The sequence below is a fragment of the Streptomyces sp. A5-4 genome (assembly GCF_051131715.1).
In the GTDB taxonomy this organism is placed as follows: domain Bacteria; phylum Actinomycetota; class Actinomycetes; order Streptomycetales; family Streptomycetaceae; genus Streptomyces.
Window position 1 is genome coordinate 8023648 of record NZ_CP178591.1, and the last position, 24073, is coordinate 8047720.

Here is a 24073-nt window from a genome sequence, read left to right on the forward strand (position 1 = left end):
CGGCGGGCGGGAGCGCGCCGAGCCCCGCCCGCCGTCCCCGCCCGGCCCCCAACTTCCGTCCGCAGTGCTTCTCTTCAGTCTTTCCCCGGCATCTCAAAAATCCTTGGCAGGGAGGCAGCCCGTGATCACCGACCCCGACGAGACATCCACATCCACGGCACGAACCGGAGTGTGGTTCGTCGGAGCACGCGGCTCCGTCGCCACGACCGCCGTCGCGGGCTGCGCCGCCCTCGCCGCGGGGCTCCATCCGGCCGACGGCATGGTCACCGAGACACCGCCCTTCGCCGAGAGCGGGCTGGCACCCCTGTCGTCGCTCGTCTTCGGCGGGCACGACACCATGAGCTGCCCGCTGCCCAAGCGGGCCGAGGCGCTGGAGGCCGGCGGCGTCCTGCCGCACGGTCTGGCATCGGCGGTACGGGCCGAACTGGCCGAGGCCGACCAGGAGATACGGACCGGGGGGCCACTCGCCGGGGAGAGCCGCAGCGACGAGGAACTCATCGCGGCTTTCGCCGACGACCTCCGCGACTTCGCACGGCGCCAAGGCCTCGAACGGGTCGTCGTCGTCAACGTCGCCTCCACCGAACCGGCCCCCGACGACCAGTCCTCGTCCCTCCCCGCGAGCTCCCTGTACGCGGCGGCGGCGCTGCGGGCCGGCTGCCCGTACGTCAACTTCACCCCCTCCACCGGGCTACGCACCACGGCCCTCCAGGATGCCGTGGCAGCGAGCGGACTTCCCCACGCGGGCCGCGACGGCAAGACGGGCCAGACGCTGCTCCGTTCCGTACTCGCCCCGATGTTCGTGCAACGCGCCCTGAACGTACGGGCGTGGTCCGGCACGAACCTCCTCGGCGGCGGGGACGGGGCGGCGCTGGCCGACCCGGCCGCGGCGGCGGCGAAGAACGCGGGCAAGAACCGCGTACTCGCCGAGACGCTCGGCGCGCTGCCGGAGGGCGACGTGCACATCGACGACGTCCCGGCGCTCGGCGACTGGAAGACGGCCTGGGACCACATCGCGTTCGACGGGTTCCTCGGCTCCCGGATGATCCTCCAGACGACCTGGCAGGGCTGTGACTCGGCGCTGGCGGCGCCACTGGTGCTCGACCTCGCACGACTGGTCGCCCGCGCGCACCAGGTGGGAATCTCGGGGCCGCTGCCCGAGCTCGGCTTCTACTTCAAGGACCCGGACGGCGGACCGGCGGCGCTGGCCGAGCAGTACGTCGCCCTGCTGTCCTTCGCCGACCGCCTGCGGGAGGCCCGATGACGCCCGCCTCCACGGGGGGCAACCTGGGCGCGTGGGCGGAACTCCTGCGCGTCTCGGCACTGTTCACCGTGCCGGGCGACGCCCTGGCAGGCGCGGCCTCCCTGGGGGTACGCCCCCACCGGGGCACCGCGCTGGCCGTCGGCGCGTCGCTGTGTCTGTACGAGGCGGGCATGGCCCTCAACGACTGGGCGGACCGGGACGAGGACGCGGTGGACCGCCCGCACCGCCCGCTCCCCTCGGGACGCATCACCCCGGGTGCGGCCCTGGCCGCGGCGACGGCCCTGACGGCAGCGGGCCTCACACTCGCGGCCGTGGCGGGCCGCCCGGCGCTGGGGGTCGCGGGCGCCCTGGCCGCCACGATCTGGGCGTACGACCTGCGCCTGAAGCACACCCCGGCAGCCTCGGCGGCCATGGCCATGGCCAGGGCGCTGGACCTGCTGCTGGGCGCGACGGCGACGGCGACGGGGGCGGGCGCGGGGGTGGCGCGGTCCACGACGACGGTTGGGTCACCGTCCCTGCCAGTGGGGGCCGTTGGGGGCCGGGGCATTGGGGTGCCGGGCATCGGGCTCCGAGGTGCCGGGCTTCGTGGTGCCGGGCCTCGGGGGGTGTGGCGAGCCATGCCCGGGGGCGGACTTCCGTGGGCATGGCGTCACTCGCCGGGGGGCGGCGGCTCCGGTGTGCGGGACGCGCTCACCGCCGCCGCGATGCTCGGCGCGCACACCTACGCGGTGACGGCGGTGTCGCGCCGCGAGGCGCACGGCGGGTCGACGGCCGTACCGCTCGCGGCCCTGGCCACGGCCGCGCTGCTGGCGGGCGTGGCCGGCCGCACACCTCCGGGGCAGCCGCACCGGCCGATCATCTCGGTGGGCGCGGGCTCCGACACGGGCTCCGACACGGGCTCCGGTTCGGGCTTGCGCGGGGTGATACGTGTCACGACACAGTTGGCAACCCCCGCCGCAGTCGCGGCCGTCGCCTACTTCCGCACGGCGGCAACCCCACTCCTGCGCGCCGCGCTCAACCCGTCCCCGCCTCTCACCCAGCGTGCCGTCGGCGGTGGGATCCGGGCCATGATCCCGCTACAGGCCGCGCTGGCGGCGCGCGGCGGAGCGGTCGGCACCGGAGTCGCGCTGATGGGACTCGGGCCCATCGCCCGGAAGCTCTCGCGGAAGGTCAGCCCCACATGAGCGACACCCTGGACCCAGACCCCGTCCCGGTGACCGAGCACACCCCGGACAAGGGCCGCGCCGCGGTCACAGACCCATCTCCGGCCGCGGCCCGTGCCCCGGTCACCGGCAGCGTTCGGGGCACGGGCCGCGTCTCGGACCCGGGCCGCGGCCAGGATCCGGGCCGCGCTTCGGACCTGGGCCGCGCCCAGGACCCTGGCCGCGCATCGGACCCGGACGGCGTCTCGGACCCGGGCAATGGGCCGGCCATCGGCGGCGTTCCGGGGGCGGACCGCCCTCAGGATCCGGACCGCGTCCCGGGCACCGGCCTTGTTCCGGGTGCCGACCACACCCAGAACACTGCCCCTGCCCAGGACCCGAGTCCTCCCACCAGCGCAAGTCGCGCCCTGGGCCCGATCCGCACCCCGGGAGCGAGTCGCCCACCCCAACCGGGCCACGCTTCAGACCCGGGCCGCACCCAGCACCCTGGCCGCGCGTCGGACCCGGACGGCGTCTCGAACCTGGGCCGCGCTTCGGACCCGGTCCGCACCGAGCACCCTGGCCGCACCCCGGACCCTGACCGCACCCCGGGACCGGACCGCACCCCGGTACCGGGCCGGGCCCCGGCCCATGGCGCCACCCCCGATTTGAGCGGCGCCCCGATCCGCTTCGGCTACGGCACCAACGGGCTTACCGATCTCCGTCTCGACGGCGCCCTCTCCCTCCTCGCCGATCTCGGCTACGACGGGGTCGGGCTGACCCTCGACCACATGCACCTCGATCCGGTCGCCCCCGAACTCGCCGCCCGTACCGCCCGGGTGGCGCGCCGGCTGGCGCAGCTCGGCCTCGGTGTCACCGTCGAGACCGGCGCACGGTACGTCCTGGACCCGCGCCGCAAACACGGCCCGTCGCTGCTTGATCCGGATCCTGCAGGCCGGGCCGCCCGAACGGAGTTGCTCATCACCGCCGTGCGGGTCGCCGCCGATCTCGGCGCCCACGCCGTGCACTGCTTCAGCGGGATCATCCCCGAGAGAACCTCGCCGGAGACGGCCTGGGAGCGGCTCGCGGAGTCGATGGCGCCGGTACTCGACGCCGCCGCCAAGGCCGGCGTACCGCTCGCCGTCGAGCCCGAACCCGGTCACCTCCTCGCCACCCTCGCCGACTTCCACCACCTGCGCCGCACGCTCGGCGATCCCGACCCGCAACTGCTCGGCCTCACCCTCGACATCGGCCACTGTCAGTGCCTGGAGTCCGCCTCGCCCGCCGACTGCGTACGCGAGGCCGCGCCCTGGCTGCGGCACGTGCAGATCGAGGACATGCGTCGCGGGGTTCACGAGCATCTGCCCTTCGGCGACGGCGAGATCGACTTCCCGCCGGTCCTGCGGGCCCTGGCCGCCACCGGCTATCAGGGGCTGACGGTCGTCGAACTGCCCCGGCACTCCCACGCGGGCCCCGACCAGGCCGAACGGTCGCTGCGCTTCCTGCGCCAAGCCGATACGGAGGCCCGCACCGCAGCCCCTGCCGAGGCCGAGCCCGAGGCCACCACCGCGTCCACAGCGCAACGTGAAGCGCACCCGCACCCCGCCGCAGCCGCAGGAGGCGCGCCGTGTTGACCGATCCGATCCACAGTGCGACCACGACCACCCCCGCTCTGCAAGCGGCGCTCGAAGCCCGCCTTGGCGGCGCCGGCCGCGCCTGGCTGCACGAGGCATTGGCCGAGGCGGAGGCGGAGGCCGCGTCAGCCGGCCCGGCCGGCGACCGTGCCCAGCGGTCCCTCCCGACCTGGGAGATCCGCTTCGCCGAGGCGGGCCGCCACTGCCGTCCCGCCCCGGGCCCCGACGGCGGCGCCGCCCCCGACCTCACGGACGCGGCCCGCGTGCTGCTCCTGCACGCGGTGGGGGCCGACCACACCGTCACCGACCGGCTGTACGCCCACGGCACGGCCGCAGAGCGACGCGCCGTCCTGCTCGCGCTGCCCCACCTGGGCGGCCTCGGCTCCGACGCCCTGCCCCTGGTCGAGGACGCGTTGCGCACCAACGACACCCGCCTGGTCGCCGCCGCGGTGGGCCATTACGCCTTCGAGCATCTGGACCAGCACGCCTGGCGGCACGCCGTGCTCAAATGCCTCTTCACCGGCGTCCCGGTCACCGCCGTCGACGGCCTCGCGCTGCGCGCCCAGGCCGACTCCGAACTGGCCAGGATGCTCCGCGACTACGCCGCCGAGCGCACCGCCGCCGGCCGCCCGGTCCCGGACGATCTGCACCGCGTCCTGTCCCTCACGGCCATGGCCGCCCCCACAGAGGAGTCCTGATGCGCATCTTCGACCCCCATGTCCACATGACGTCCCGCACCACGGACGACTACGAGGCGATGTACGCCGCCGGGGTACGCGCCGTCGTCGAGCCGTCCTTCTGGATGGGCCAGCCCCGCACCTCGCCCGCCAGCTTCTTCGACTACTTCGACGCGCTACTCGGCTGGGAACCCTTCCGCGCCGCCCAATACGGCATCGCCCACCACTGCACGCTCGCCCTCAACCCCAAAGAGGCGAACGACCCCCGCTGCACCCCCGTGCTCGACGCGCTGCCCCGCTATCTCGTCAAGGACTCCGTCGTCGCCGTCGGCGAGATCGGCTACGACTCGATGACCCCCGCCGAGGACACCGCCCTCGCCACCCAGCTCCAGCTCGCCGCCGACCACGGTCTGCCCGCGCTCGTGCACACCCCGCACCGCGACAAGCTCGTCGGTCTGCGCCGCACCATCGACGTCATCCGCGAATCACACCTCCCCCCGGAGCACGTCCTGCTCGACCACCTCAATGAAACAACCGTAAAGGCCGCCACTGACAGCGGCTGCTGGCTCGGCTTCTCCATCTACCCCGACACCAAGATGGACGAGGACCGGATGGTCGCCGTCATCAAGGACCACGGCACGGACAAGGTCCTCGTCAACTCCGCCGCGGACTGGGGCAAGAGCGACCCGCTCAAGACCCGCAGGGTGGGCGACGCGCTCCTCGCCGCCGGGTTCAGCGACGACGACGTCGACAAGGTGCTGTGGCGCAACCCGGTCGCCTTCTACGGGCTCAGTGGCCGCCTCCAGCTCGACGTCCCCGCCCCCGACGCCCTGCACGAGGGCAACTCCATCCTGCGCGGCGGGGAATAAGGGGAGAGGAGAGCCACCATGCGCTTCCGCCACCCCGACGGCTCCACCGTCCACCTCGCGTACTGCACCAACGTCCACCCGGCCGAGACACTCGACGGCGTACTCGCCCAGCTCCGCGACCACTGCGAGCCCGTCCGGCGACGCCTGGGCCGGGACCGGCTCGGCATCGGCCTGTGGCTCGCCAAGGACGCGGCGCACGCCCTGATCACCGACCCGGCGGCGCTGCGCGGGCTGCGCGCCGAGCTGGACCGGCGCGGCCTCGAAGTGGTCACCCTCAACGGCTTCCCGTACGAGGGATTCGGTGCGGAGGAGGTCAAGTACCGGGTGTACAAGCCGGACTGGACCGACCCCGCGCGCCTCGCCCACACCACCGACCTGGCCCGCCTGCTCGGCGCGCTCCTGCCGGACGACGTCACCGAGGGCTCCATCTCCACCCTCCCGCTCGCCTGGCGCACCGCCTTCGACGACGCGGCGGCCGAGGCCGCCCGCACTGCCCTCACCACGCTCTCCGAGCGACTCGACGCCCTGGAGGAACTGACCGGGAAATCGATACGCATCGGACTCGAACCCGAGCCGGGCTGCACCGTCGAGACCACCGCGGACGCCATCGCCCCGCTCACCGCCCTGGCCGGCCACCGCATCGGCATCTGCGTCGACACCTGCCACCTCGCCACCTCCTTCGAGGACCCGGCCACCGCCATCGGCGCACTCACCGAGGCAGGCGTCACCATCCCCAAGGCACAGCTGTCCGCGGCCCTGCACGCCGAACACCCCCACCTCCCCGAAGTGCGGGAGGCACTCGCCGCCTTCGCCGAACCCCGCTTCCTCCACCAGACCCGCACCCCCACCAGCGCGGGCCTGCGGGGCACCGACGACCTGGCGGAGGCTGTCGCGGGCGGCGCACTCCCGGACGGCGCCCCCTGGCGCGCACACTTCCACGTCCCCCTGCACGCCCCGCCCGCCGCACCGCTCACCTCCACGCTCCCCGTGCTCCAGGACGCCCTGACCCAGCTGGTCGGCGGCCCCGCGCCGCTCACCCGCCATCTCGAAGTCGAGACGTACACCTGGCAGGCGCTTCCGGCCGACCTGCGCCCCAGGAACCGGACCCAGCTCGCCGACGGGATCGCCGCCGAACTCACCCTCGCCCGCGACCTCCTGGTCGACCTCGGCCTCAAGGAACTGCCGTGACGGACACCCCTGCCCCCTCTCCCACACCCCTCCTCGTCCTGGACGTCGTCGGCCTCACCCCCCAACTGCTCGCGCACATGCCGCGTCTCCAGCAGCTCGCCCGGTCCGGCTCTCAGGCCCCGCTGGGCACCGTCCTGCCCGCCGTGACCTGCGCGGCCCAGTCGACCTTCCTCACCGGCACCACCCCCGCCGAACACGGAATCGTCGGCAACGGCTGGTACTTCCGGGACATCGGCGAGGTCCTCCTGTGGCGCCAGCACAACGGTCTGGTCGCCGGGGACAAGATCTGGGACGCCGCTCGCCGCGCACATCCCGGCTACACCGTCGCCAACATCTGCTGGTGGTACGCGATGGGCGCCGACACCGACTTCACGGTCACGCCCCGCCCCGTCTACTACGCGGACGGCCGCAAGGAACCCGACTGCTACACCCGCCCCCCGGCCCTGCACGACGAGCTCACCGAGGTCTTCGGTACGTTCCCCCTCTTTCACTTCTGGGGCCCCGGCGCCGACATCGTGTCCTCGCGGTGGATCGTGAACGCGACCCGCCACATCATGCGCACCCGCCACCCCGACCTGGCCCTCTGCTACGTCCCCCACCTCGACTACGACCTCCAGCGCTTCGGCCCCGACGACCCCCGCTCCTACCGGGCCGCCGCCGAGCTCGACGACGTACTCGCGCCGCTCCTCGACGACGCGCAGGCCGAGGGCCGTACCGTCGTCGCGCTCTCCGAGTACGGCATCACCCGGGTGTCACGCGCCGTCGACATCAACCGGACGCTGCGCCGGGCCGGCCTCGTCGAGGTGCACACCCAGGACGGCATGGAGTACCTCGACCCGATGACCTCACGGGCGTTCGCGGTGGCCGACCACCAGCTCGCGCACGTCTACGTCCGCCGTCCCGAGGACCTCGAAGCGACCCGGGCGGCCCTCGACGGCCTGCCGGGCATCGCCGAACTCCTCGACGACGAGGGCAAGAAGGCCAACGGGCTCGACCATCCGCGCTCGGGCGAACTGGTCGCCGTCGCCGAACCGGATTCCTGGTTCACCTACTACTACTGGCTCGACGACGCCAAGGCACCCGACTTCGCCCAGCTCGTGGAGATCCACCGCAAGCCCGGCTACGACCCCGTCGAGCTGTTCATGGACCCCCTCGACCCGTACGTACGCCTCAAGGCCGGAGCAGCGCTCGCCCGCAAGAAGCTCGGCATGCGCTACCGCATGGCGGTCGTGCCGCTCGACCCTTCACCCATTCGCGGCAGCCACGGCCGCCTTCCCGCGAGCGACGCGGAAGGTCCGCTCATCCTGTGCTCCACCCCCCACGCCGTCACCGGCCGTGTCGCGGCCACCGACGTGAAATCCCTGCTCCTCCAGCTTGCCGGACTGCACTGACAAAGGAGTTCCGCCCATGAGCCCCCTGAGCCGCAAGAACACCCCCGTCGACCCCGAACTCGACCGCAAGCTCTCCAGACGCGGCATGCTCGGCGTCGCCGCCGGCGCGTCCGTCGCCGCCCTCCTCGGCGCCGCGGCCCCGGCCACCGCCGCCACACCCACCGCCGCCGCGCACGGCAAGGGCCGGGGCACGCCCGTCCTGCCCCCCGGCCGCCTCGGCGTCCAGCTGTACTCCCTGCGCGACAAGGTCTCCAGCCTTGGCTTCGCCAAGGTCTTCGCCGAGCTGCAGCGCTACGGCTACGACGAGGTCGAGTACGCCGGGTACACCCAGGGCTCGGTGGGCGACATCACCCTCGCCCAGCTCCGGCAGCTCACCCGCGACCACGGCCTGCGGGGCATCGGCAGCCACGTCAACTACTACGACGACAACAACCCCGGCGCCTACAGCTTCGCGCAGAACCTCGACAAGGTCCTCGACGACGCCCAGGCCCTCGGCCTCAAGCACATCGGCACGGCCTCGGGCCCCTGGCGCTACGGCGCGACCGTCGACGGCTGGAAGCGCTGCGCGGAGGACTTCAACCACTACGGCGCCGAGGCGCGCAAGCGCGGCATGAAGTTCTACCAGCACAACCACGCGGAGGAGTTCTCCTTCGCCACCGACAAGCCCAAGGTCCGCCTCTACGACGTCCTGCTCGCCGAGACCGACCCCGACCTGGTCTTCCTGGAGATGGACATCTACTGGGCGTACGCCGCCCAGTTCCGCTTCGGCAAGCGTGTCGACGGCACTCCGGCACCCTTCGACCCGCTGCGTTACGTATTGAAGCAGCCCGACCGCTACCCGCTCTTCCACGTCAAGGACGGCGAGCACGACGAGGCCGCCAGGGACGGCTACCGGATGGTGGATGTCGGCGACGGCGACATCGACTACAAGCGGTTCATCTCGACGGTCTCCAAGACGCGCGGCGGGCGTCGTGACCACCACTGGCAGGTGGAACACGACAACCCGGTCGAGTCGTTCGCCTTCGCCCGCAAGTCCAGCGCGCACCTGCACTCGCTGCGCGAGAAGGACTGCTAGCACCTGACGGGCGCATGACGGAGGCCCGCGCCGACTCCGGTCGGTGCGGGCCTCCGTCAGTGTGTCTGCCGACCGTTCTCACCTCATGCGGCGTCCCTGCCGATGGGATGAGGATTGGGCACGATGTCCTTCGCCCGCGGCCTGCCGGGTGCCTTGAGGAAGCAGGCGAGGATCGCCGATCCGAATCCGATGAACCCCGACAGCGCGAAGGCGCCTCCGTAACCCCACGAGCTCACCACGATCGCCCCCACGCCGGAACCGACCAGCCCCGAGATCAGCTTGGAGCTGTAGACCATGCCGTAGTTGGACGCGTTGTTGTTCTCCCCGAAGTAGTCCGCGGTCATCGCCGCGAACAGCGGGAAGATCGCGCCGCCGCCGAACCCGGAGACCATCGAGCAGAACAGGAAGAACGGCATCGAGCCGATGTCTCCGGAGTAGAAGACACCGAACTGCGCGGATCCGAGCACGACGCAGACGAAGACCAGGGTGTTCCTGCGTCCGTACCGGTCGGATATCCAGCCGATGACGCCCCGGCCGGTTCCGTTCACAATCGCCTTGAGCGACATGGCGGTTGCCACGATGCCGCCGGCGAAGCCCATCTCCTTGCCGAACGGCACCTGCATGGCGATACCGAATATGTTGATGCCCGCCGTGCACAGCAGACAGAACCACATCATCCACAGCACCGGAGTGCGGGCCGCCTCCCGCGGGGTGTACTGCCGGACCGCGGGCGGGTTCTTCGCCAGCGACCGAACGATCCGCGGGTCCTTCGAGGTCGTCAGCGGGTCCACGTCCGCGGGCCACCAGTTCTTCGGCGGGTCCTTGAAGAACCAGCCGGAGACCGCGACGGCGACGCAGCAGATGACACCCGCGAAGACCAGCACGTTCTTGTAGTTGGTCAGGTCCATGTACTGGGTGAAGAGGAAGACGAAGGGCACCGAGCCATAGGCGAAACCGCCGTTGACCAGGCCGGTCTTGCCGCCCTTGCGCTCCGGATACCACTTGCCCACCATGTTCACGCAGGTCGCGTAGACGAGGCCGGCCCCGATACCGCTGAACATGCCGAAGCCGATGTAGGCGACGAACACGTGCGGCGCGAACGCCAGTGAGAGATAGCCGAGCAGGGTGCCGAGTGCGCCGAGCATCATGGCGCTCTTCGCCGGTAGTTTCCCGCTCTCGCGCAGCTTTCCCGCGGGGAAGGCCACGGCCGCCTGGAAGAAGATCCAGACACCCATCAGCCAGAAGATGTGCCCGTTGGCCCACATGTGCGCGTCGTGCAGCGTTTCCTCCGCCGACGTGAAGGCGTACTCCGATGAACTGATGCCCATCATGCCGATCCAGGGGAGCAGCACCATGTACCAGCGTGGCCGCCCCATGATGTCCCGGTCGGTCTCGCCGAGCCGGTACACGCGTCCGTTGCGGTCCGCCACCTCCCTGAAGGCGACGGGCTTCGAGAAGTCGGTGGTTGTCATGCGAGTCGCACCCCTTACGTCGAAAGAGCTGGCCAGCGCCCCCTGTCCAATACCTTTCGTGTCCACGGGGTCGGGGGCGGCGAAGGGCCGCCCCCTCCTCGGTCACCTCATGCGCCATCACCCAACAACCCGGCCGCGCGGGCCCACTTGTACTTCGCGCCGAGGGCGTCCACCGGCTTCTCCGTGGTGTACGGGTACGCGACGACGCCCCGCTCGAAGAGGTACGCGCACGCCTCCTCGACCTCCACGTCGCCGGCCAGCGACGCGACCACCGGCTTCTCGATGCCGCGCGCCCGGAACTCCTCGACCACCCGGGCGGTCAGCTCCGCGAAGACCATCGGCGGCGTGACGATCGTGTGCCAGTAGCCGAGCACCAGCGCGTGGATGCGCGGATCCTCCATGCCGAGGCGGATCGTCGCCTCGTACGTCGAAGGGGGCTCGCCACCCGTGATGTCGATCGGATTGCCGGCCGCTCCGAACGGGGGGATGAACGCCTTGAACGCCGCGTCGAGATCATCCGGAATCTCCATCAGCGAGAGCCCGTTGTCGATGATCGCGTCCGAGAGGAGCACCCCGGAGCCGCCCGCCCCGGTGATGATGACGACGTTGTCGCCCTTCGGTGTCGGCAGCACCGGCAGAGCCCGCGCGTACTCGAGCATCTCGTTCAGCCCGGGAGCCCTGATGACCCCGGCCTGCCGCAGGATGTCCTCGTACACCGCGTCGTCACCGGCGAGGGCCCCGGTGTGTGACCCGGCCGCCTTGGCTCCCGCGCTGGTACGGCCCGCCTTGAGCACGACGATCGGCTTCTTGCGTACGGTCGCCCGCGCCGCCTCGACGAAGGCCCGGCCGTCCTTGAGGTCCTCCAAGTGCATGGCGATGCATGTGGTGTTGGGATCCTCACCGAACCACGTCAGCAGGTCGTCCTCGTCGAGGTCCGACTTGTTGCCGAGACCGACGATCGCCGAGACACCGGTCTTCGTCGTACGGGCGAAGCCGAGGATGGCCATGCCGATGCCGCCCGACTGGGACGTCAGGGCCACCCCGCCCCTGACGTCGTACGGCGTGCAGAAGGTGGCACACAGATCGTGCCAAGTGGAGTAGTAGCCGTAGATGTTCGGCCCCAGGAGACGTACACCGTGGCGCTCGGCGATCGCGACGATCTCGTCCTGGAGCGCGTGCTCGCCGGTCTCGGCGAAGCCCGAGGGGATGAGGACGGCGTTCGGGATGCCCTTGCGCCCCACCTCCTCCAGAGCCGCGGCCACGAACTTGGCGGGGATCGCGAAGACCGCCACATCCACCTCACCGGGTACATCCGTCACACTCTTGTACGCCTTGCGGCCCAAGATGTCATCGGCCCGGGGATTGACCGGATGGATCTCGCCTGCGAAGCCGCCGTCGATCAGGTTGCGCATCACCGAATTGCCGATTTTGCCCTGCTCGTTGGAGGCGCCGATGACGGCTATCGAGCTCGGCCGCATCAGCCGGCCCATCGAGGTGAGGATCTCCTCACGGCTGTACTTGCGCCGAGGCGTGGGAGAGGGGCCACCGAGCAGGATGCGTACGTCGGCCGCCATCACACCGCTCGCGGTGGCGAAGACCGGATTCAGGTCGACCTCCGCGATCTCGGGGAAATCAGCCGCCAGTTGGGAGACCCGAACGATGAGCCGGGCCAGCGCCGTACGGTCGACGGCGGCCCCGCCGCGTACACCGCGCAGGACCTCGGCCGCCCGGATCGAATCGAGCATCGAGAGCGCGTCGTCCTCGGAGGCGGGCGCCAGCCGGAAGGTGATGTCCTTCAGTACCTCCACCAGTACTCCGCCGAGCCCGAACGCCACGATCTTCCCGAAGGCCGGATCGGTGACGGCGCCGATGATGATCTCCTGCCCGGCCGGCACCATCTGCTGCACCTGAACGCCGAGCAGCCGCGCTTCGGGGTCGTAGGCACGGGCGTTGGTGACGATCTCGGTGAACGCGACCCGCACGTCCCCGGGCGACTTCAGCCCGACCCGCACCCCACCCGCGTCCGTCTTGTGCACGATCTCCGGCGATACGATCTTGAGCACGACGGGGAAGCCGAGCCGGTCCGCGAGGGCGACCGCCTCGTCCGCGCTCTCGGCGAGTGCCTCCGCCGGGACAGGGATGCCGTACGCGTCGGCGATCCGCTTGGCCTCGGGCGCCGTCAGCACGACGCGCCCCTCGGCCGTTACGGCGTCGAGCACCATCCGTACAGCAGCGGTGTCATGAGGATCCGTCAGGCCCATCAGATGACTCCATTCGTCTTGAGCAGCCGCAGTTCCTCGTCGCCGAGCCCCAGCTCGCCGACATACACCTCGGCGTTGTGCTCTCCGAGCAGGGGCGAAGTGACCACGTCGAAGGGGGAGTCGGAGAGCTTGATGGGATTGCCGACCGTGGTGAAGGTGCCGCGCTCGGGGTGCGGGACCTCGACGAGCATCTCGTTGGCCGCGAGCGACGCGTCCTCGAAGATCTCCTTCGTCGAAAGGATCGGCCCGCAGGGGATGTTGTGGGAGTTGAGCTGTTCGAGTACCTCCCACTTGGGGAGGGTGGACGACCACTCCTCGATCAGCTGGAACATCTTGCCGAGCTGCGGCAGCCGGTCCGCCGGCGTCGCCCACTCGGGGTCGTCGGCAAGCTCGGGCCGCCCGATCAGCTCGGACAACGGGCGCCAGCCGACCGGCTGGACGATCACGTACACATAGTCGTTGGGGCCGCCCGGCGAGCACTTGACCGCCCAGCCGGGCTGCCCGCCGCCGCTCGCGTTGCCGCTGCGCGGCACCTCGTCGCCGAAGTCCTCGTTGGGGTACTCGGCGAGCGGACCGTGTGCGAGGCGCTGCTGGTCGCGCAGTTTGACCCGGCACAGGTTCAGCACGGCGTGCTGCATGGCGACATTGACCCGCTGCCCGCGCCCGGTGCTCTCGCGCTGGAAGAGCGCGGCCAGGATCCCGGCCACGGCGTGGATCCCGGTCCCGGAGTCGCCGATCTGCGCGCCGGTGGCCAGCGGTGGCCCGTCCTCGAACCCGGTGGTGGCCATGGACCCGCCCATCGCCTGGGCGACGACCTCGTACGCCTTGAAGTTGGTGTAAGGGCCCTCTCCGAAGCCCTTGATTGAGGCGTAGACGATGCGCGGGTTGATCTCCTGGATGTGCTCCCAGGTGAACCCCATGCGGTCGACGGCGCCGGGCCCGAAGTTCTCCACCATCACGTCCGAGCGGCGGATGAGCTCCGTCAGGATCTCCTTGCCGCGCTCCGACTTGGTGTTGAGGGTGATGCTCCGCTTATTGCAGTTGAGCATGGTGAAGTACAGCGAGTCCACGTCCGGCAGGTCGCGCAGCTGCTTGCGTGTGATGTCGCCGCTCGGCGCCTCCAGCTTCACCACGTCCGCGCCGAGCCAGGCGAGGAGCTGGGTGGCGGAAGGACCGGACTGTACATGCGTCATGTCGAGGACGCGCACGCCCTCAAGTGCCTTGGTCATGATCGGCCTCCGCTACTTGTACATGGTCTGGTTCATGGTTCCGGGGGCGTACACGTCGGGATCGACCCACACGTTGATCAGTGAGGGCAGCCCGGACTCGCGGGCGCGCCGGAGGGCCGGTGCGATGTCGGCGGGGTCGCGGACCTCTTCGCCGTAACCGCCCAGCATCTGGGCGAACTTGTCGTAGTGGACGTCGCCCAGGGTGTTGCCGACGCGCTCGCGCTCGTCTCCGTACTTGGCCTTCTGGCCGTAACGGATTTGGTTCATCGAGGAGTTGTTGCCGACGATCCCGACGAACGGCAGGTTGTACCGCACCAGCGTCTCGAAGTCCCAGCCGGTCAGCGAGAACGCGCCGTCCCCGAAGAGAGCCACGACCTCCTTGTCGGGCCGCGCCTGCTTCGCGGCGAGCACGAAGGGGATCCCCACCCCGAGCGTCCCGAGCGGACCCGGATCCATCCAGTGGCCGGGGGACTTGGGCTGGACGACCTGGCCGGAGAAGGTGACGATGTCGCCACCGTCGCCGATGTAGATCGAGTCCTCGGTGAGGAAGTCGTTGATCTCGCTGACCAGCCGGTACGGGTGGATGGGCGAGGCGTTGGACTTGAGGTGCGGCAGCCGCTTGTCGAGAGCCGTCTGTTCGGCCGTGCGCAGCTCCTCCAGCCAGGCCTTGCGCTTGACCGAACCGCCGTTGAGACGACCGGACGCCGACTGGGTGACGGACGCGAGGATCTGACCGGCGTCGCCCACGATCCCCAGGTCGATGTCCCGGTTCCTGCCGACGGTCCGGTAGTCCAGGTCGATCTGCACGACCGTGGCCGCCTGCGAGAGCCGTTTGCCGTAGCCCATCCGGAAGTCGAAGGGCGTGCCGACGATGATGATGAGGTCGGCGTTGGCGAAGGCGTAGCGCCGGGACAGCTGGTAGTGGTGCGGGTCGCCGGGCGGCAGGGTCCCGCGCGCCGCGCCGTTCATGTACGCGGGCACATTGAGCGCGCGTACGAGCTCGGTCGCCGCGCCCGTCGCCCGCGTTGTCCATACCTGGCTGCCGAGCAGGATCACCGGCTTCTCGGCGTGCACGAGCAGATCGGCCAGCTTCTCGACCGACTCCGGGTCGCCGGCCGCGCGAGTGGAGGCCCGGTACATCCCGGCCTTGGGCACCCGCGCCCTGTCCACCGGCACCTTGGCGTCCAGGACGTCGCGCGGGATCTCCAGGAAGGAGGGGCCCGGCGCACCGTTGTAGCACTCGCGGAACGCCATCGACACCATGTCCGCGGCCCGCGCGGTGTCCGGCACGGTCGCGGCGAACTTGGTGATCGGCGTCATCATGTCGACGTGCGGCAGGTCCTGGAGTGACCCCATCTTGTGCTGGGCAAGCGCTCCCTGACCACCAATCAGCAACATGGGCGACTCGGCGCGGAAGGCATTGGCGACGCCCGTGACGGCGTCGGTCGTACCGGGCCCCGCGGTGACGACGGCGCAGCCCGGCTTGCCGGTGATGCGTGCGTAACCGTCGGCTGCGTGCGCGGCGACCTGTTCGTGGCGTACGTCGACGACTTCGATGCCCTCGTCGACGCAGCCGTCGTAGATGTCGATGATGTGGCCACCGCAGAGCGTGTAGATGACCTCGACGCCCTCTGCTTTGAGCGCTTTGGCGACCAAATGCCCACCGGAAATGAGTTCTTGGCTGTCGTCGGGCATGGCGAAGTCCGTTCCCTTCGTAGGGGTGCTGGAGCTGTTGCGCGGTAGATTGCATACAGTCGACGAATACTGTATGAAGCTTGTTATCCCGCATTCAGTGGGGTGGTGTCCAGGGGGCGTACGGAAGTCTTTTCGGCCGGAGGGCCGGGGATGCCTCCCGGGGAGCCCGGTCCGACTGAGGATTGAGGAGCCGGTATGGACCTGTACGAACACCAGGCAAGGGAACTCTTCGCGCAGTACGGCGTATTGGTGCCGGAGGCCGAGGTGGCGGCCACTGCGCGCGAGGCGCGTGCGGCGGCTGAGCGCCTCGGTGGCCGCGTCGTCGTCAAGGCCCAGGTGAAGACCGGAGGCCGGGGCAAGGCGGGCGGAGTGAAGATCGCCGCTGACCCGGCCGCGGCGGAACTGACCGCCCGACAGATCCTCGGCATGGACATCAAGGGCCACTCGGTCCGCAGCGTGATGCTGGCCCAACCCGTCTCCATCGAGGCGGAGTTCTACGTCTCGTACGTCCTCGACCGGGCGGCAGGCCGCTTCCTCGCCATCGCGTCCGCCGAGGGCGGCATGGACATCGAAGAGGTCGCGGCGAATCGCCCCGACGCGGTGGCCCGCATCGCCGTCGACCCCGCCGACGGCGTCACCCCCGCCAAGGCCGCGGAGATCGCCGAGGCGGCGAAGCTCCCGCCGGAGGTGGCGCCCGTACTCCAGCGGCTCTGGCAGGTGCTGACGGAGGAGGACGCCCTGCTGGTGGAGGTCAACCCGCTGGCACGCACCACCGACGGCCGCATCCTCGCCCTCGACGGCAAAGTGACGCTCGACGACAACGCGGTTTTCCGGCAGGCCCGTTGGGGAGGCGACGCGGCCGACCCGCACGCGGACCCCCTCGAAGCCACAGCCGCGGCCAAGGGCCTCAACTACGTCAAGCTCGACGGCGAGGTCGGCGTCATCGGCAACGGCGCCGGCCTCGTGATGTCCACCCTCGACGTCGTCGCGGGCTGCGGCGCGCGGCCCGCGAACTTCCTCGACATCGGGGGAGGGGCCTCCGCCGAGGTGATGGCCGACGGGCTGTCCGTCGTCCTCTCCGACCCGGCGGTGAAGTCCGTCTTCGTCAATGTCTTCGGCGGCATCACCGCCTGCGACGCGGTGGCCGAAGGCATCGTCCAGGCCCTGGAATCTGTCCAGTTGACGTGTCCGCTCGTCGTACGCCTCGACGGGAACGCCGCGGCCCGGGGCCGGGCGATCCTCAACGGCCGGGCCCACCCGCTGATTCACCAGGCCACCACGATGGACAGCGCCGCCGACCAGGCCGCGCAACTCGCTAACGCCGGATAGCGGGCTGTCGGACAACGAGCCAAGGAGAGAGTCATGGCCATCTTCCTGACCAAGGAGAGCAAGGTCCTCGTCCAGGGCATGACGGGCGCCGAGGGCATGAAGCACACCCGCCGCATGCTTGGCGCCGGCACCCAGATCGTGGGCGGCGTCAATCCGCGCAAGGCGGGCCGGATCGTTGACTTCGACGACCGGACGGTCCCGGTCTTCGCGAGCGTGGCCGAGGGCATGGCCGCCACCGGGGCCGACGTGTCGGTCGTCTTCGTCCCGCCGCCGTTCGCCAGGGCCGCGGTGAACGAGGCGGCCGACGCGGGCATCGGCCTGGCCGTCGTCATCACCGAGGGCATACCCGTCCATGACGCGGTCGCCTTCCAGGCGTACGCGAAGGAACGCTCCACGCGCATCATCGGCCCCAACTGCCCGGGACTGATCAGCCCCGGGCAGTCCAACGCGGGCATCATCCCCGCCGACATCGCCACCAAGGCCGGCCGCATCGGCCTCGTATCCAAGTCGGGAACGCTCACCTACCAACTGATGTACGAGCTGAGGGAGATCGGCTTCTCCACAGCGGTCGGCATCGGCGGCGACCCGGTTGTCGGCACCACCCACATCGACTGCCTGGCGGCGTTCGAGGAGGACCCGGACACCGAACTCATCCTGCTGATCGGCGAGATCGGCGGCGACGCGGAGGAGCGTGCGGCGGCGTACATCGCAGCCCACGTCACGAAGCCGGTCGTCGGCTACATCGCGGGCTTTACCGCCCCCGAGGGCCGGACCATGGGCCACGCGGGAGCGATCGTCTCGGGCTCCACCGGGACGGCGAGGGCGAAGCAGGAGGCGCTGGAGGCAGCGGGTGTACGCGTCGGCTCGACCCCGTCGGAGACGGCGCGTATCGCGTCACGTGACGTCACTCATAGTTAGAGCCGGGCCGGTGCCCATCGGGCGGGATCCTCGCTACCGTCGAGTAGGAACGCGCAACGGCAGGACGGCCCGCAAGTGGGTCGGTCAGGACGGCCTGTACCGGGGCCAGGCGCGGCGGGCCTCTACTTGGGCCCGGCAGGACGGCCCGCAAGTGGGCCGGGCAGGACGGCCCGCAAGTGGGTCGGTCAGGACGGCCCGTACCCGGGTCCGGCAGGGCGGCCCACACGTGGGTCGGGCAGGGCGGCTCGTACCCGGGCCAGGTACGGCGGGCCTCTACTTGGGCCCGGCAGGACGGCTCGTACTTGGGTCGGGCAGGACGGCTCGTACCGGGGCCTCGGTGCACCGGGCCAGAATCCGGGCCCATCACGGCGGCCGGCGCGTCCGGGCCGGCAACGGGGCCCGAACCCGGGCCCGGTGCGATGTCCCGTAACTCCGGGCCCCGTGCCAGTGCCCCGTTCCGCGGCCCGCATCTCCGGACCGGCGGCACAACCCTGCACCTTCGAACCGGCAGCACACCCGCACCTCCGGACCGACAGCACATCCCGCACCCGAGCCATGCGCACCCCGCACGTCCGAGCCCGCGCCGCACCCCACGCCCACAGCACGCACCCGCACCAGCCACCGCGCCACCCACCCACCGCACCCGCACCCCCCACCCGAGCCATGCACGTAACCCCGCCCCCTTCGAGCGGAGACCCTCAATGGCACCCATCCTCACCCTCAAGCCCGGCACCGCCTGGTCCGACGCGTGGCAGCGCTGCCTCGCCGTCGCGCCCGAGGCCTTCCGGGACGACCGCGTACTCAACCTCTGGGCATCGGCATGGCAGCCCGACGGCCGCGTCCTGTCCGCCACCAGCCCCGTCGACGGCAGCCCCATCGCGGGCCCGCCGCGTCTCGACGCGGCCACCGCGGGGCAGGCGGTGCGGGCTTCGCTGGACCAGCACCGCGCCTGGCGTCACGTCCCGTTGCCCGAGCGGCGCGCCCGCGTCGCCGCCACCCTCGACGCCCTCACCGAGCACCGCGAACTGCTCGCCCTCCTCCTGGTCTGGGAGATAGGCAAGCCCTGGCGGCTGGCCCAGGCCGACGTCGACCGTGCGATCGACGGCGTGCGCTGGTACGTGGACGGCATCGGACCGATGATGAACGGCCGGACGCCCCTCGACGGCCCCGTCTCCAACATCGCCAGCTGGAACTACCCGATGTCCGTCCTGGTCCACGCCATGCTCGTACAGGCACTGGCCGGCAACGCGGTCATCGCCAAGGCACCGACCGACGGCGGCGTCGCCTGCCTCACCCTGGCCTCGGCGCTCGCCGCTCGTGAGGGCATCCCGGTCACACTCGTCAGCGGGAGTGGCAGCGAGTTGTCCTCGTCCCTGGTCCGCTCCCCGGAGATCGGCTGCGTCTCCTTCGTCGGCGGCCGGGACACCGGCGCCCGCATCGCCACGGCCGTCGCCGACCTCGGCAAGCGCCACATCCTCGAACAGGAGGGGCTCAACACCTGGGGCATCTGGAACTACTCGGACTGGCCCACCCTCACCTCCCTCATCCCCAAGCTCTTCGACTACGGCAAGCAGCGCTGTACCGCCTATCCGCGCTTCGTCGTCCAGCGCACGCTGTTCGACGAGTTCCTGGAGGCGTATCTCCCGGCCGTACGTTCCATCCGCACCGGCCATCCGTTGGCCGTCGAACACCCCGAAGACCCGCTCCCCAGCCTGGACTTCGGCCCGCTCATCAACGCGGCGAAGGCCAAGGAACTCGCCGACCAGGTCGCCGAGGCCATTGATCGCGGCGCGGTCCCACTGCACCGGGGCTCACTCGCGGACGCCCGGTTCCTGCCCGGCCAGGACACCAGCGCCTATCTGCAGCCCGTGACTCTTCTCAACCCGCCACCGTCCTCGCCCCTGCATCACGCGGAGCCGTTCGGTCCGGTGGACACGATCGTCCTCGTCGATACGGAGGCGGAGCTGCTCGCCGCCATGAACGCCTCCAACGGCGCTCTGGTGGCGACCCTGTCCACCGACGACCCGCTGACCTACGAACGCCTCGCACCCCAGGTCCGCGCCTTCAAGGTCGGCCACGGAAGGCCCCGCTCGCGCGGCGACCGCGACGAACTCTTCGGCGGCTTCGGAGCCTCCTGGCGGGGGGCGTTCGTGGGCGGAGAACTGCTCGTACGGTCGGTCACCCAGGGGCCCTCCGACGAGAAGCCGCCAGGCAACTTCCCCGACTACCAGTCGATGCCGTAACTCTCAGTTTCGCCAACGCGGTTCTTCAGCCAATTCCCTGACGGTCACTCAGAAGTGCGAACTCCCTGTCGGTCGCCTCCGGCACCGTACGCTCCACAGACTCGATCAGGAGCTCGCGGTGCCGGAGCAAGGGCCTGCGCCGGTCAACCGGATCCGTCGGCGCGAGATGCAGCAGATCCTCGAAGCCGGCCATCATGCGCCGCGACACCTGCGGATTGCCCGCCACGCACCCGCGGATCTCGGTGAGCCCCAGATCGACCAGGTCCTCCCAGCCGGGAACATCCTGCACCAGCCGCAATTCACCCTGCCGGTCCCGGTGGTGCAACGCGCCCAGCGGCAGATCCGCCGAGGCCGCCAGGAACTGGATGATCCGGTCCAGCGCCTGCACGGCGGTCGTCGGATCGTGCACCGCGGGCGACAACGCCCGCAGCGCGATGTCGGCGAGCTGACGCAGCCCGAACCCGAGATCCTGGTGAAAGGTCCGCTCCACCCCCACGGACACGGTGTACCGCAGGGCGCTCCGCGGCGGCGCCTGCCCACCGTGCACGGCGAGCACCGGCGTACCCGGCACCACGAAGTCCCCGATCCGCGGAATCAGCCGCAGCACCACCCCGCGCCGCCGGGCCGCCCGTACGAGCCGCGCGATATTCACGTCCCGCAGCACACCGGCGCGCCCGTCATGAGTGATCCGCGCGGTCTCCGGCCCCAACTCGGCTTCCTCCGCGAGCTTTTGCTGCTGCCGGGACAGCACCCAGAACGACTCGTGCGTGATGTGGTCGATGACGTGGCTGACGCGCATCAGCCGCAGCGTCGAGTTCACGTACGCGATGAACAGCAACAGGCTGAGCCCCACCATCGCCATAGTCAGCAGGCTCTGCACCAACGGCACGGACACGACCAGCCGGGGGTCGGTCTCGCTCTCGTACTCCGCCATCACCAGCAGCGACAGCACGAAGGTCGCCAGGAACACCGCGAAGGTGAGCTTGGTGATCCTGCTCCTGACGAAGATCCGCACCACGCGTGGGCTGAACTGTCCGCTCGCCATCTGCACGGCGACGAGCGAGATGCTGAACACGACACCGATGAAGGTCATCATGGCCGAGCTCACGGTCGTGATGATCGTCTTGGCGTCCTCGGTGATGGCGGCCAGCTCGCCGACCTCGTCGTACGCCCCGTCCTCCTGCAGCGCCGAGATGAGTGACGCGTCCAGCGCGGACGCCGCCCACCACAGCAGCGCCACGGTGAGGAGCCCCGCGGTCGGCGCGAACCAGAATGTGTCCCGCAAATGCTCACGCAGTGGCGAAAGGGCCCGTGGCCTGCGGTAGCGGGGGCGGCCGAATCCGTATCCGTGACTCATTCGGCGAACGCTAGGTCGGCCCCACCCCCTAAGGGCCCACGACCCTCCGTGCCCCTGAGGTCGTACATACAACGGTCCCGCGGGCTGACCCGGACGGCCGAAAACGCGCCCGACGATGGAAGTACCCCGGACCACCGCAGGTCGCCGCATCCTCAGGAGCCCTCATGTTCACCAGAACGATCGTCCTCACCACCGTCGCCGCCGCGGTCGGGCTCGGCTTCATGGGCATCGTCGCCGGCCCCGCCGCCTTCGACTGGTACGACGGCCGCCACGAGGAGGCCTCGTCCTACGTCACCGGAGCCACCGCGAAGGAGGACCGGACCTCGGTCCCGCGCTGGCTGCCCGACGCGGCGAAGGACGTCTCGTACGTCATGACGACAACGGGCGGCGACCGCCTCCTGAAGGCCACCCTCCCCGCCGACGGGCTCCCGGCCACCTGCGAGCCCGTCAAGGCTGCGACCACGCCGGGCAAGCCGGCCCTCGAAGCCTCCTGGTTCCCGAAGGGCACCTCGGACAAGGCCGGGTACCGCTGTGATCTCTACTACGCGTACACGGACGGGCACACGCTGTACGCATGGCAGCAGGAGGAGGACTGGATCAGTTCGAACAAGTCCGCCGCGAGCCGTTGACCGTAAGCCACTGACCACGGGATACGCAGGTGAAACCGACCCCGAACCCCTGGTATTGTTTCCCATGTCGCCACGGGAAACCGCGGCCGGCCACCTGGTCCGAGTGGCGGAATGGCAGACGCGCTAGCTTGAGGTGCTAGTGCCCTTTATCGGGCGTGGGGGTTCAAGTCCCCCCTCGGACACCAGCTAAGGCCCCTGTTCATCAGGGGCTTTTTGCGTTTCTAGGCTGTGGCGTGTCCAGCCGAGGTATCCGTCGCCCGTAGGTCATTCCCCTGGACGTCACCCCGGCGCGACAGCCTTCCGGAACTCCGCCGCCACCTCCGACAGCGCCGGTCTGTCGCACGGCTCGTAGCTCAGCATCTGATCCAGCATGCTCCCGAACGGGTCGGGCAGATCGAACGGCCGCCGCTTGTTGTCCACGACCGCCTGCCGCTGCACCGGTCGTTCCGCGTCGTCGGGGTAGACCATGGCTCTCATGCCCGTGGCAGCGATCAGTAGAGACGCCCCGAGGGCGTACACATCCGCGCTGGGGGACGGGACGGCTGTGCCGGTGGCCAGCACGTCGCGGGAGATCTCGGGTGCCTCGTAGTGGACCAGGCATCCCGGATAGGGGAATTCGTAGAGCCCGTTCAGCGTGCCGCCCCGAGCGAAAGCAAGGTCGATCAGTCGTACGCCATCGGTTCCGCCGGTCACGATCAGGTGGGCGGGTTGGATGTCTCCGTGACACCAGCCGTCGCTGTGGAGCCGATCCACGGATTCCACGCACTCAGCAGCCGTCAGGTAGTCGATGGGGGCCGAAGGATCGTTGCGGTGTCCGGACCACAGGGACCAGAGATCGTCTCCGTCGTACCAAGGCTGAACACTCCACGTGCCCCGCTCCCAGGTGCCATACGCAACGTGGGGGCGTCCCAGGGCATGGAGCACAGTCGCTTCGCGGGCCGGGGCGAGTGCCGTGTAGCCCCGTTTCTCATCGATGGGTGCCCCCACTTTCACGGCGACGCGTCCGTGTTGCTTCGACTCGGCTTCCCACACAGTCGATCCGCGTCTCTCGGCAACCATCCTCCAGGCGAGAGGCCGCACGACGCTCAGCACCTCACTCGGCATCGTCGTCTCAGTCACGCTGGCCATCCTCTCTTGGAACGGGAAGGACCGGCCCCTTGGCGGGACCGGTCCACTCGCTACGTGCTGAGTCCCCTACGCGCGGCTGTAGGGCCTGCCATCGTCGCTATCGCACTGGGAGATGCCGCCCTCCACCACGGCCCAGAACTTATCCTGGACGACGTATCCAGCGTCGCGGATAACTGCCTTGGTCTCCGCGAGGGATGCGGCCGGTCGGCCGCCCTTCTCGGGGTGCGGGTTGTGGTGCAGGAAGCGACCCGCGATGCGGTCGAAGAGCTCTTGTGCCTCCCGCGTGTGAAGCAGGATCGCGTGTACGCCACGGTCCACCGCTTCGGACGGCATGAGCGGCTTGTCGCTGGCGGCCACGGCCCCGTAGTACGCGAGGGCCTGGTCGAGGATGCCGGGAGCGTGTTTCGGATCTTCCTTGAACTGCGGGTCGTTGACCATGAAGAGAACGAAGCGAGCGAAGGTCCCCTCATCGACGAGGGAGGTCCCGGTCTTGTACTCCACTGCTGTTGCCATCGTGTGTCTCCTCCTGCTGTCGGGGTGGTGCATTGCATTTACTGACCCGGTCGGCCGACTCC

Annotated in this window: 19 protein-coding genes and 1 tRNA gene; 13 read left to right on the forward strand and 7 right to left on the reverse strand. The window is 70.3% G+C overall.

The window, feature by feature from the left end; all coding sequences use genetic code 11:
* The first annotated feature begins 121 nt into the window (after positions 1 to 121).
* The 8 genes from ACLLJJ_RS37530 (at position 122) to ACLLJJ_RS37565 (ending at position 9237) form a co-directional block, all read left to right on the forward strand.
* Complete coding sequence (locus tag ACLLJJ_RS37530) at positions 122 to 1261, forward strand: inositol-3-phosphate synthase (protein WP_434599174.1); 1140 nt, start codon at positions 122 to 124, stop codon at positions 1259 to 1261.
* Positions 1258 to 2445 (forward strand): SCO3242 family prenyltransferase, encoded by a 1188-nt coding sequence (locus tag ACLLJJ_RS37535; RefSeq protein WP_434599175.1) that lies wholly within the window; start codon positions 1258 to 1260, stop codon positions 2443 to 2445. Before ACLLJJ_RS37530 ends, ACLLJJ_RS37535 begins: the two co-directional genes overlap by 4 nt.
* A gap of 641 nt (positions 2446 to 3086) precedes the next feature.
* The gene (locus ACLLJJ_RS37540) at positions 3087 to 4037 is read left to right on the forward strand and encodes a sugar phosphate isomerase/epimerase family protein (protein ID WP_434600630.1); all 951 of its coding nucleotides are present in this window, start codon (positions 3087 to 3089) and stop codon (positions 4035 to 4037) included.
* The gene (locus tag ACLLJJ_RS37545; RefSeq protein WP_434599176.1) at positions 4031 to 4735 is read left to right on the forward strand and encodes an EboA domain-containing protein; all 705 of its coding nucleotides are present in this window, start codon (positions 4031 to 4033) and stop codon (positions 4733 to 4735) included. Before ACLLJJ_RS37540 ends, ACLLJJ_RS37545 begins: the two co-directional genes overlap by 7 nt.
* Complete coding sequence (locus ACLLJJ_RS37550; RefSeq protein WP_434599177.1) at positions 4735 to 5583, forward strand: TatD family hydrolase; 849 nt, start codon at positions 4735 to 4737, stop codon at positions 5581 to 5583. The genes ACLLJJ_RS37545 and ACLLJJ_RS37550 overlap by 1 nt, the downstream gene beginning before the upstream one ends.
* Positions 5584 to 5601: 18 nt before the next feature.
* On the forward strand, positions 5602 to 6771 hold the full coding sequence (gene eboE / locus ACLLJJ_RS37555) for a metabolite traffic protein EboE (RefSeq protein ID WP_434599178.1): 1170 nt from the start codon (positions 5602 to 5604) through the stop codon (positions 6769 to 6771).
* Positions 6768 to 8162 carry an alkaline phosphatase family protein gene (locus ACLLJJ_RS37560; protein ID WP_434599179.1) on the forward strand — a complete coding sequence of 465 codons (1395 nt, stop codon included), beginning with the start codon at positions 6768 to 6770 and terminating at the stop codon, positions 8160 to 8162. Before eboE ends, ACLLJJ_RS37560 begins: the two co-directional genes overlap by 4 nt.
* A 16-nt stretch (positions 8163 to 8178) precedes the next feature.
* Positions 8179 to 9237, forward strand: coding sequence for a sugar phosphate isomerase/epimerase family protein (locus tag ACLLJJ_RS37565; RefSeq protein ID WP_434599180.1), 1059 nt, complete (start codon positions 8179 to 8181; stop codon positions 9235 to 9237).
* A gap of 83 nt (positions 9238 to 9320) precedes the next feature.
* Here the strand turns inward: ACLLJJ_RS37565 and ACLLJJ_RS37570 are convergent, their stop codons facing one another.
* From ACLLJJ_RS37570 to ACLLJJ_RS37585, 4 genes are all read right to left on the reverse strand, one after another.
* Positions 9321 to 10709, reverse strand: a complete 1389-nt coding sequence (locus ACLLJJ_RS37570) for an OFA family MFS transporter (protein ID WP_434599181.1) — start codon at positions 10707 to 10709, stop codon at positions 9321 to 9323.
* Positions 10710 to 10816: 107 nt separating this feature from the next.
* Positions 10817 to 12970 carry an acetate--CoA ligase family protein gene (locus ACLLJJ_RS37575; RefSeq protein WP_434599182.1) on the reverse strand — a complete coding sequence of 718 codons (2154 nt, stop codon included), beginning with the start codon at positions 12968 to 12970 and terminating at the stop codon, positions 10817 to 10819.
* On the reverse strand, positions 12970 to 14199 hold the full coding sequence (gene frc, locus ACLLJJ_RS37580) for a formyl-CoA transferase (RefSeq protein WP_434599183.1): 1230 nt from the start codon (positions 14197 to 14199) through the stop codon (positions 12970 to 12972). Before frc ends, ACLLJJ_RS37575 begins: the two co-directional genes overlap by 1 nt.
* Before the next feature lie 12 nt (positions 14200 to 14211).
* Positions 14212 to 15894 carry a thiamine pyrophosphate-binding protein gene (locus ACLLJJ_RS37585; protein WP_434599185.1) on the reverse strand — a complete coding sequence of 561 codons (1683 nt, stop codon included), beginning with the start codon at positions 15892 to 15894 and terminating at the stop codon, positions 14212 to 14214.
* Between the two features lie 195 nt (positions 15895 to 16089).
* Here ACLLJJ_RS37585 and sucC point away from each other — a divergent pair, with 195 nt between their 5' ends.
* The 3 genes from sucC to ACLLJJ_RS37600 all read left to right on the forward strand — a co-directional run bounded on the left by sucC (position 16090) and on the right by ACLLJJ_RS37600 (position 20384).
* Entirely contained in the window at positions 16090 to 17223 is a 1134-nt protein-coding gene (gene sucC, locus ACLLJJ_RS37590; protein WP_434599187.1) for an ADP-forming succinate--CoA ligase subunit beta, read from the forward strand.
* Between the two features lie 33 nt (positions 17224 to 17256).
* On the forward strand, positions 17257 to 18141 hold the full coding sequence (gene sucD / locus ACLLJJ_RS37595) for a succinate--CoA ligase subunit alpha (protein ID WP_434599188.1): 885 nt from the start codon (positions 17257 to 17259) through the stop codon (positions 18139 to 18141).
* Positions 18142 to 18842: 701 nt separating this feature from the next.
* Positions 18843 to 20384, forward strand: coding sequence for an aldehyde dehydrogenase family protein (locus ACLLJJ_RS37600; RefSeq protein WP_434599189.1), 1542 nt, complete (start codon positions 18843 to 18845; stop codon positions 20382 to 20384).
* 25 nt (positions 20385 to 20409) lie between these two features.
* Here ACLLJJ_RS37600 and ACLLJJ_RS37605 read toward each other — a convergent pair whose 3' ends face one another.
* Positions 20410 to 21741 (reverse strand): DUF2254 domain-containing protein, encoded by a 1332-nt coding sequence (locus ACLLJJ_RS37605; protein WP_434599190.1) that lies wholly within the window; start codon positions 21739 to 21741, stop codon positions 20410 to 20412.
* Positions 21742 to 21905: 164 nt separating this feature from the next.
* On the opposite strand from ACLLJJ_RS37605, the gene ACLLJJ_RS37610 reads away from it, so the two are divergent.
* The gene (locus tag ACLLJJ_RS37610; protein WP_434599191.1) at positions 21906 to 22370 is read left to right on the forward strand and encodes a hypothetical protein; all 465 of its coding nucleotides are present in this window, start codon (positions 21906 to 21908) and stop codon (positions 22368 to 22370) included.
* 97 nt (positions 22371 to 22467) lie between these two features.
* Positions 22468 to 22555: transfer RNA gene (locus ACLLJJ_RS37615), tRNA-Leu, on the forward strand.
* Between the two features lie 94 nt (positions 22556 to 22649).
* Here the strand turns inward: ACLLJJ_RS37615 and ACLLJJ_RS37620 are convergent.
* Together ACLLJJ_RS37620 and ACLLJJ_RS37625 are read right to left on the reverse strand one after the other, a co-directional pair.
* Positions 22650 to 23498 (reverse strand): protein kinase domain-containing protein, encoded by an 849-nt coding sequence (locus tag ACLLJJ_RS37620; protein ID WP_434599192.1) that lies wholly within the window; start codon positions 23496 to 23498, stop codon positions 22650 to 22652.
* Between the two features lie 66 nt (positions 23499 to 23564).
* Complete coding sequence (locus ACLLJJ_RS37625) at positions 23565 to 24011, reverse strand: hypothetical protein (RefSeq protein WP_434599193.1); 447 nt, start codon at positions 24009 to 24011, stop codon at positions 23565 to 23567.
* Between the last annotated feature and the right edge of the window lie 62 nt (positions 24012 to 24073).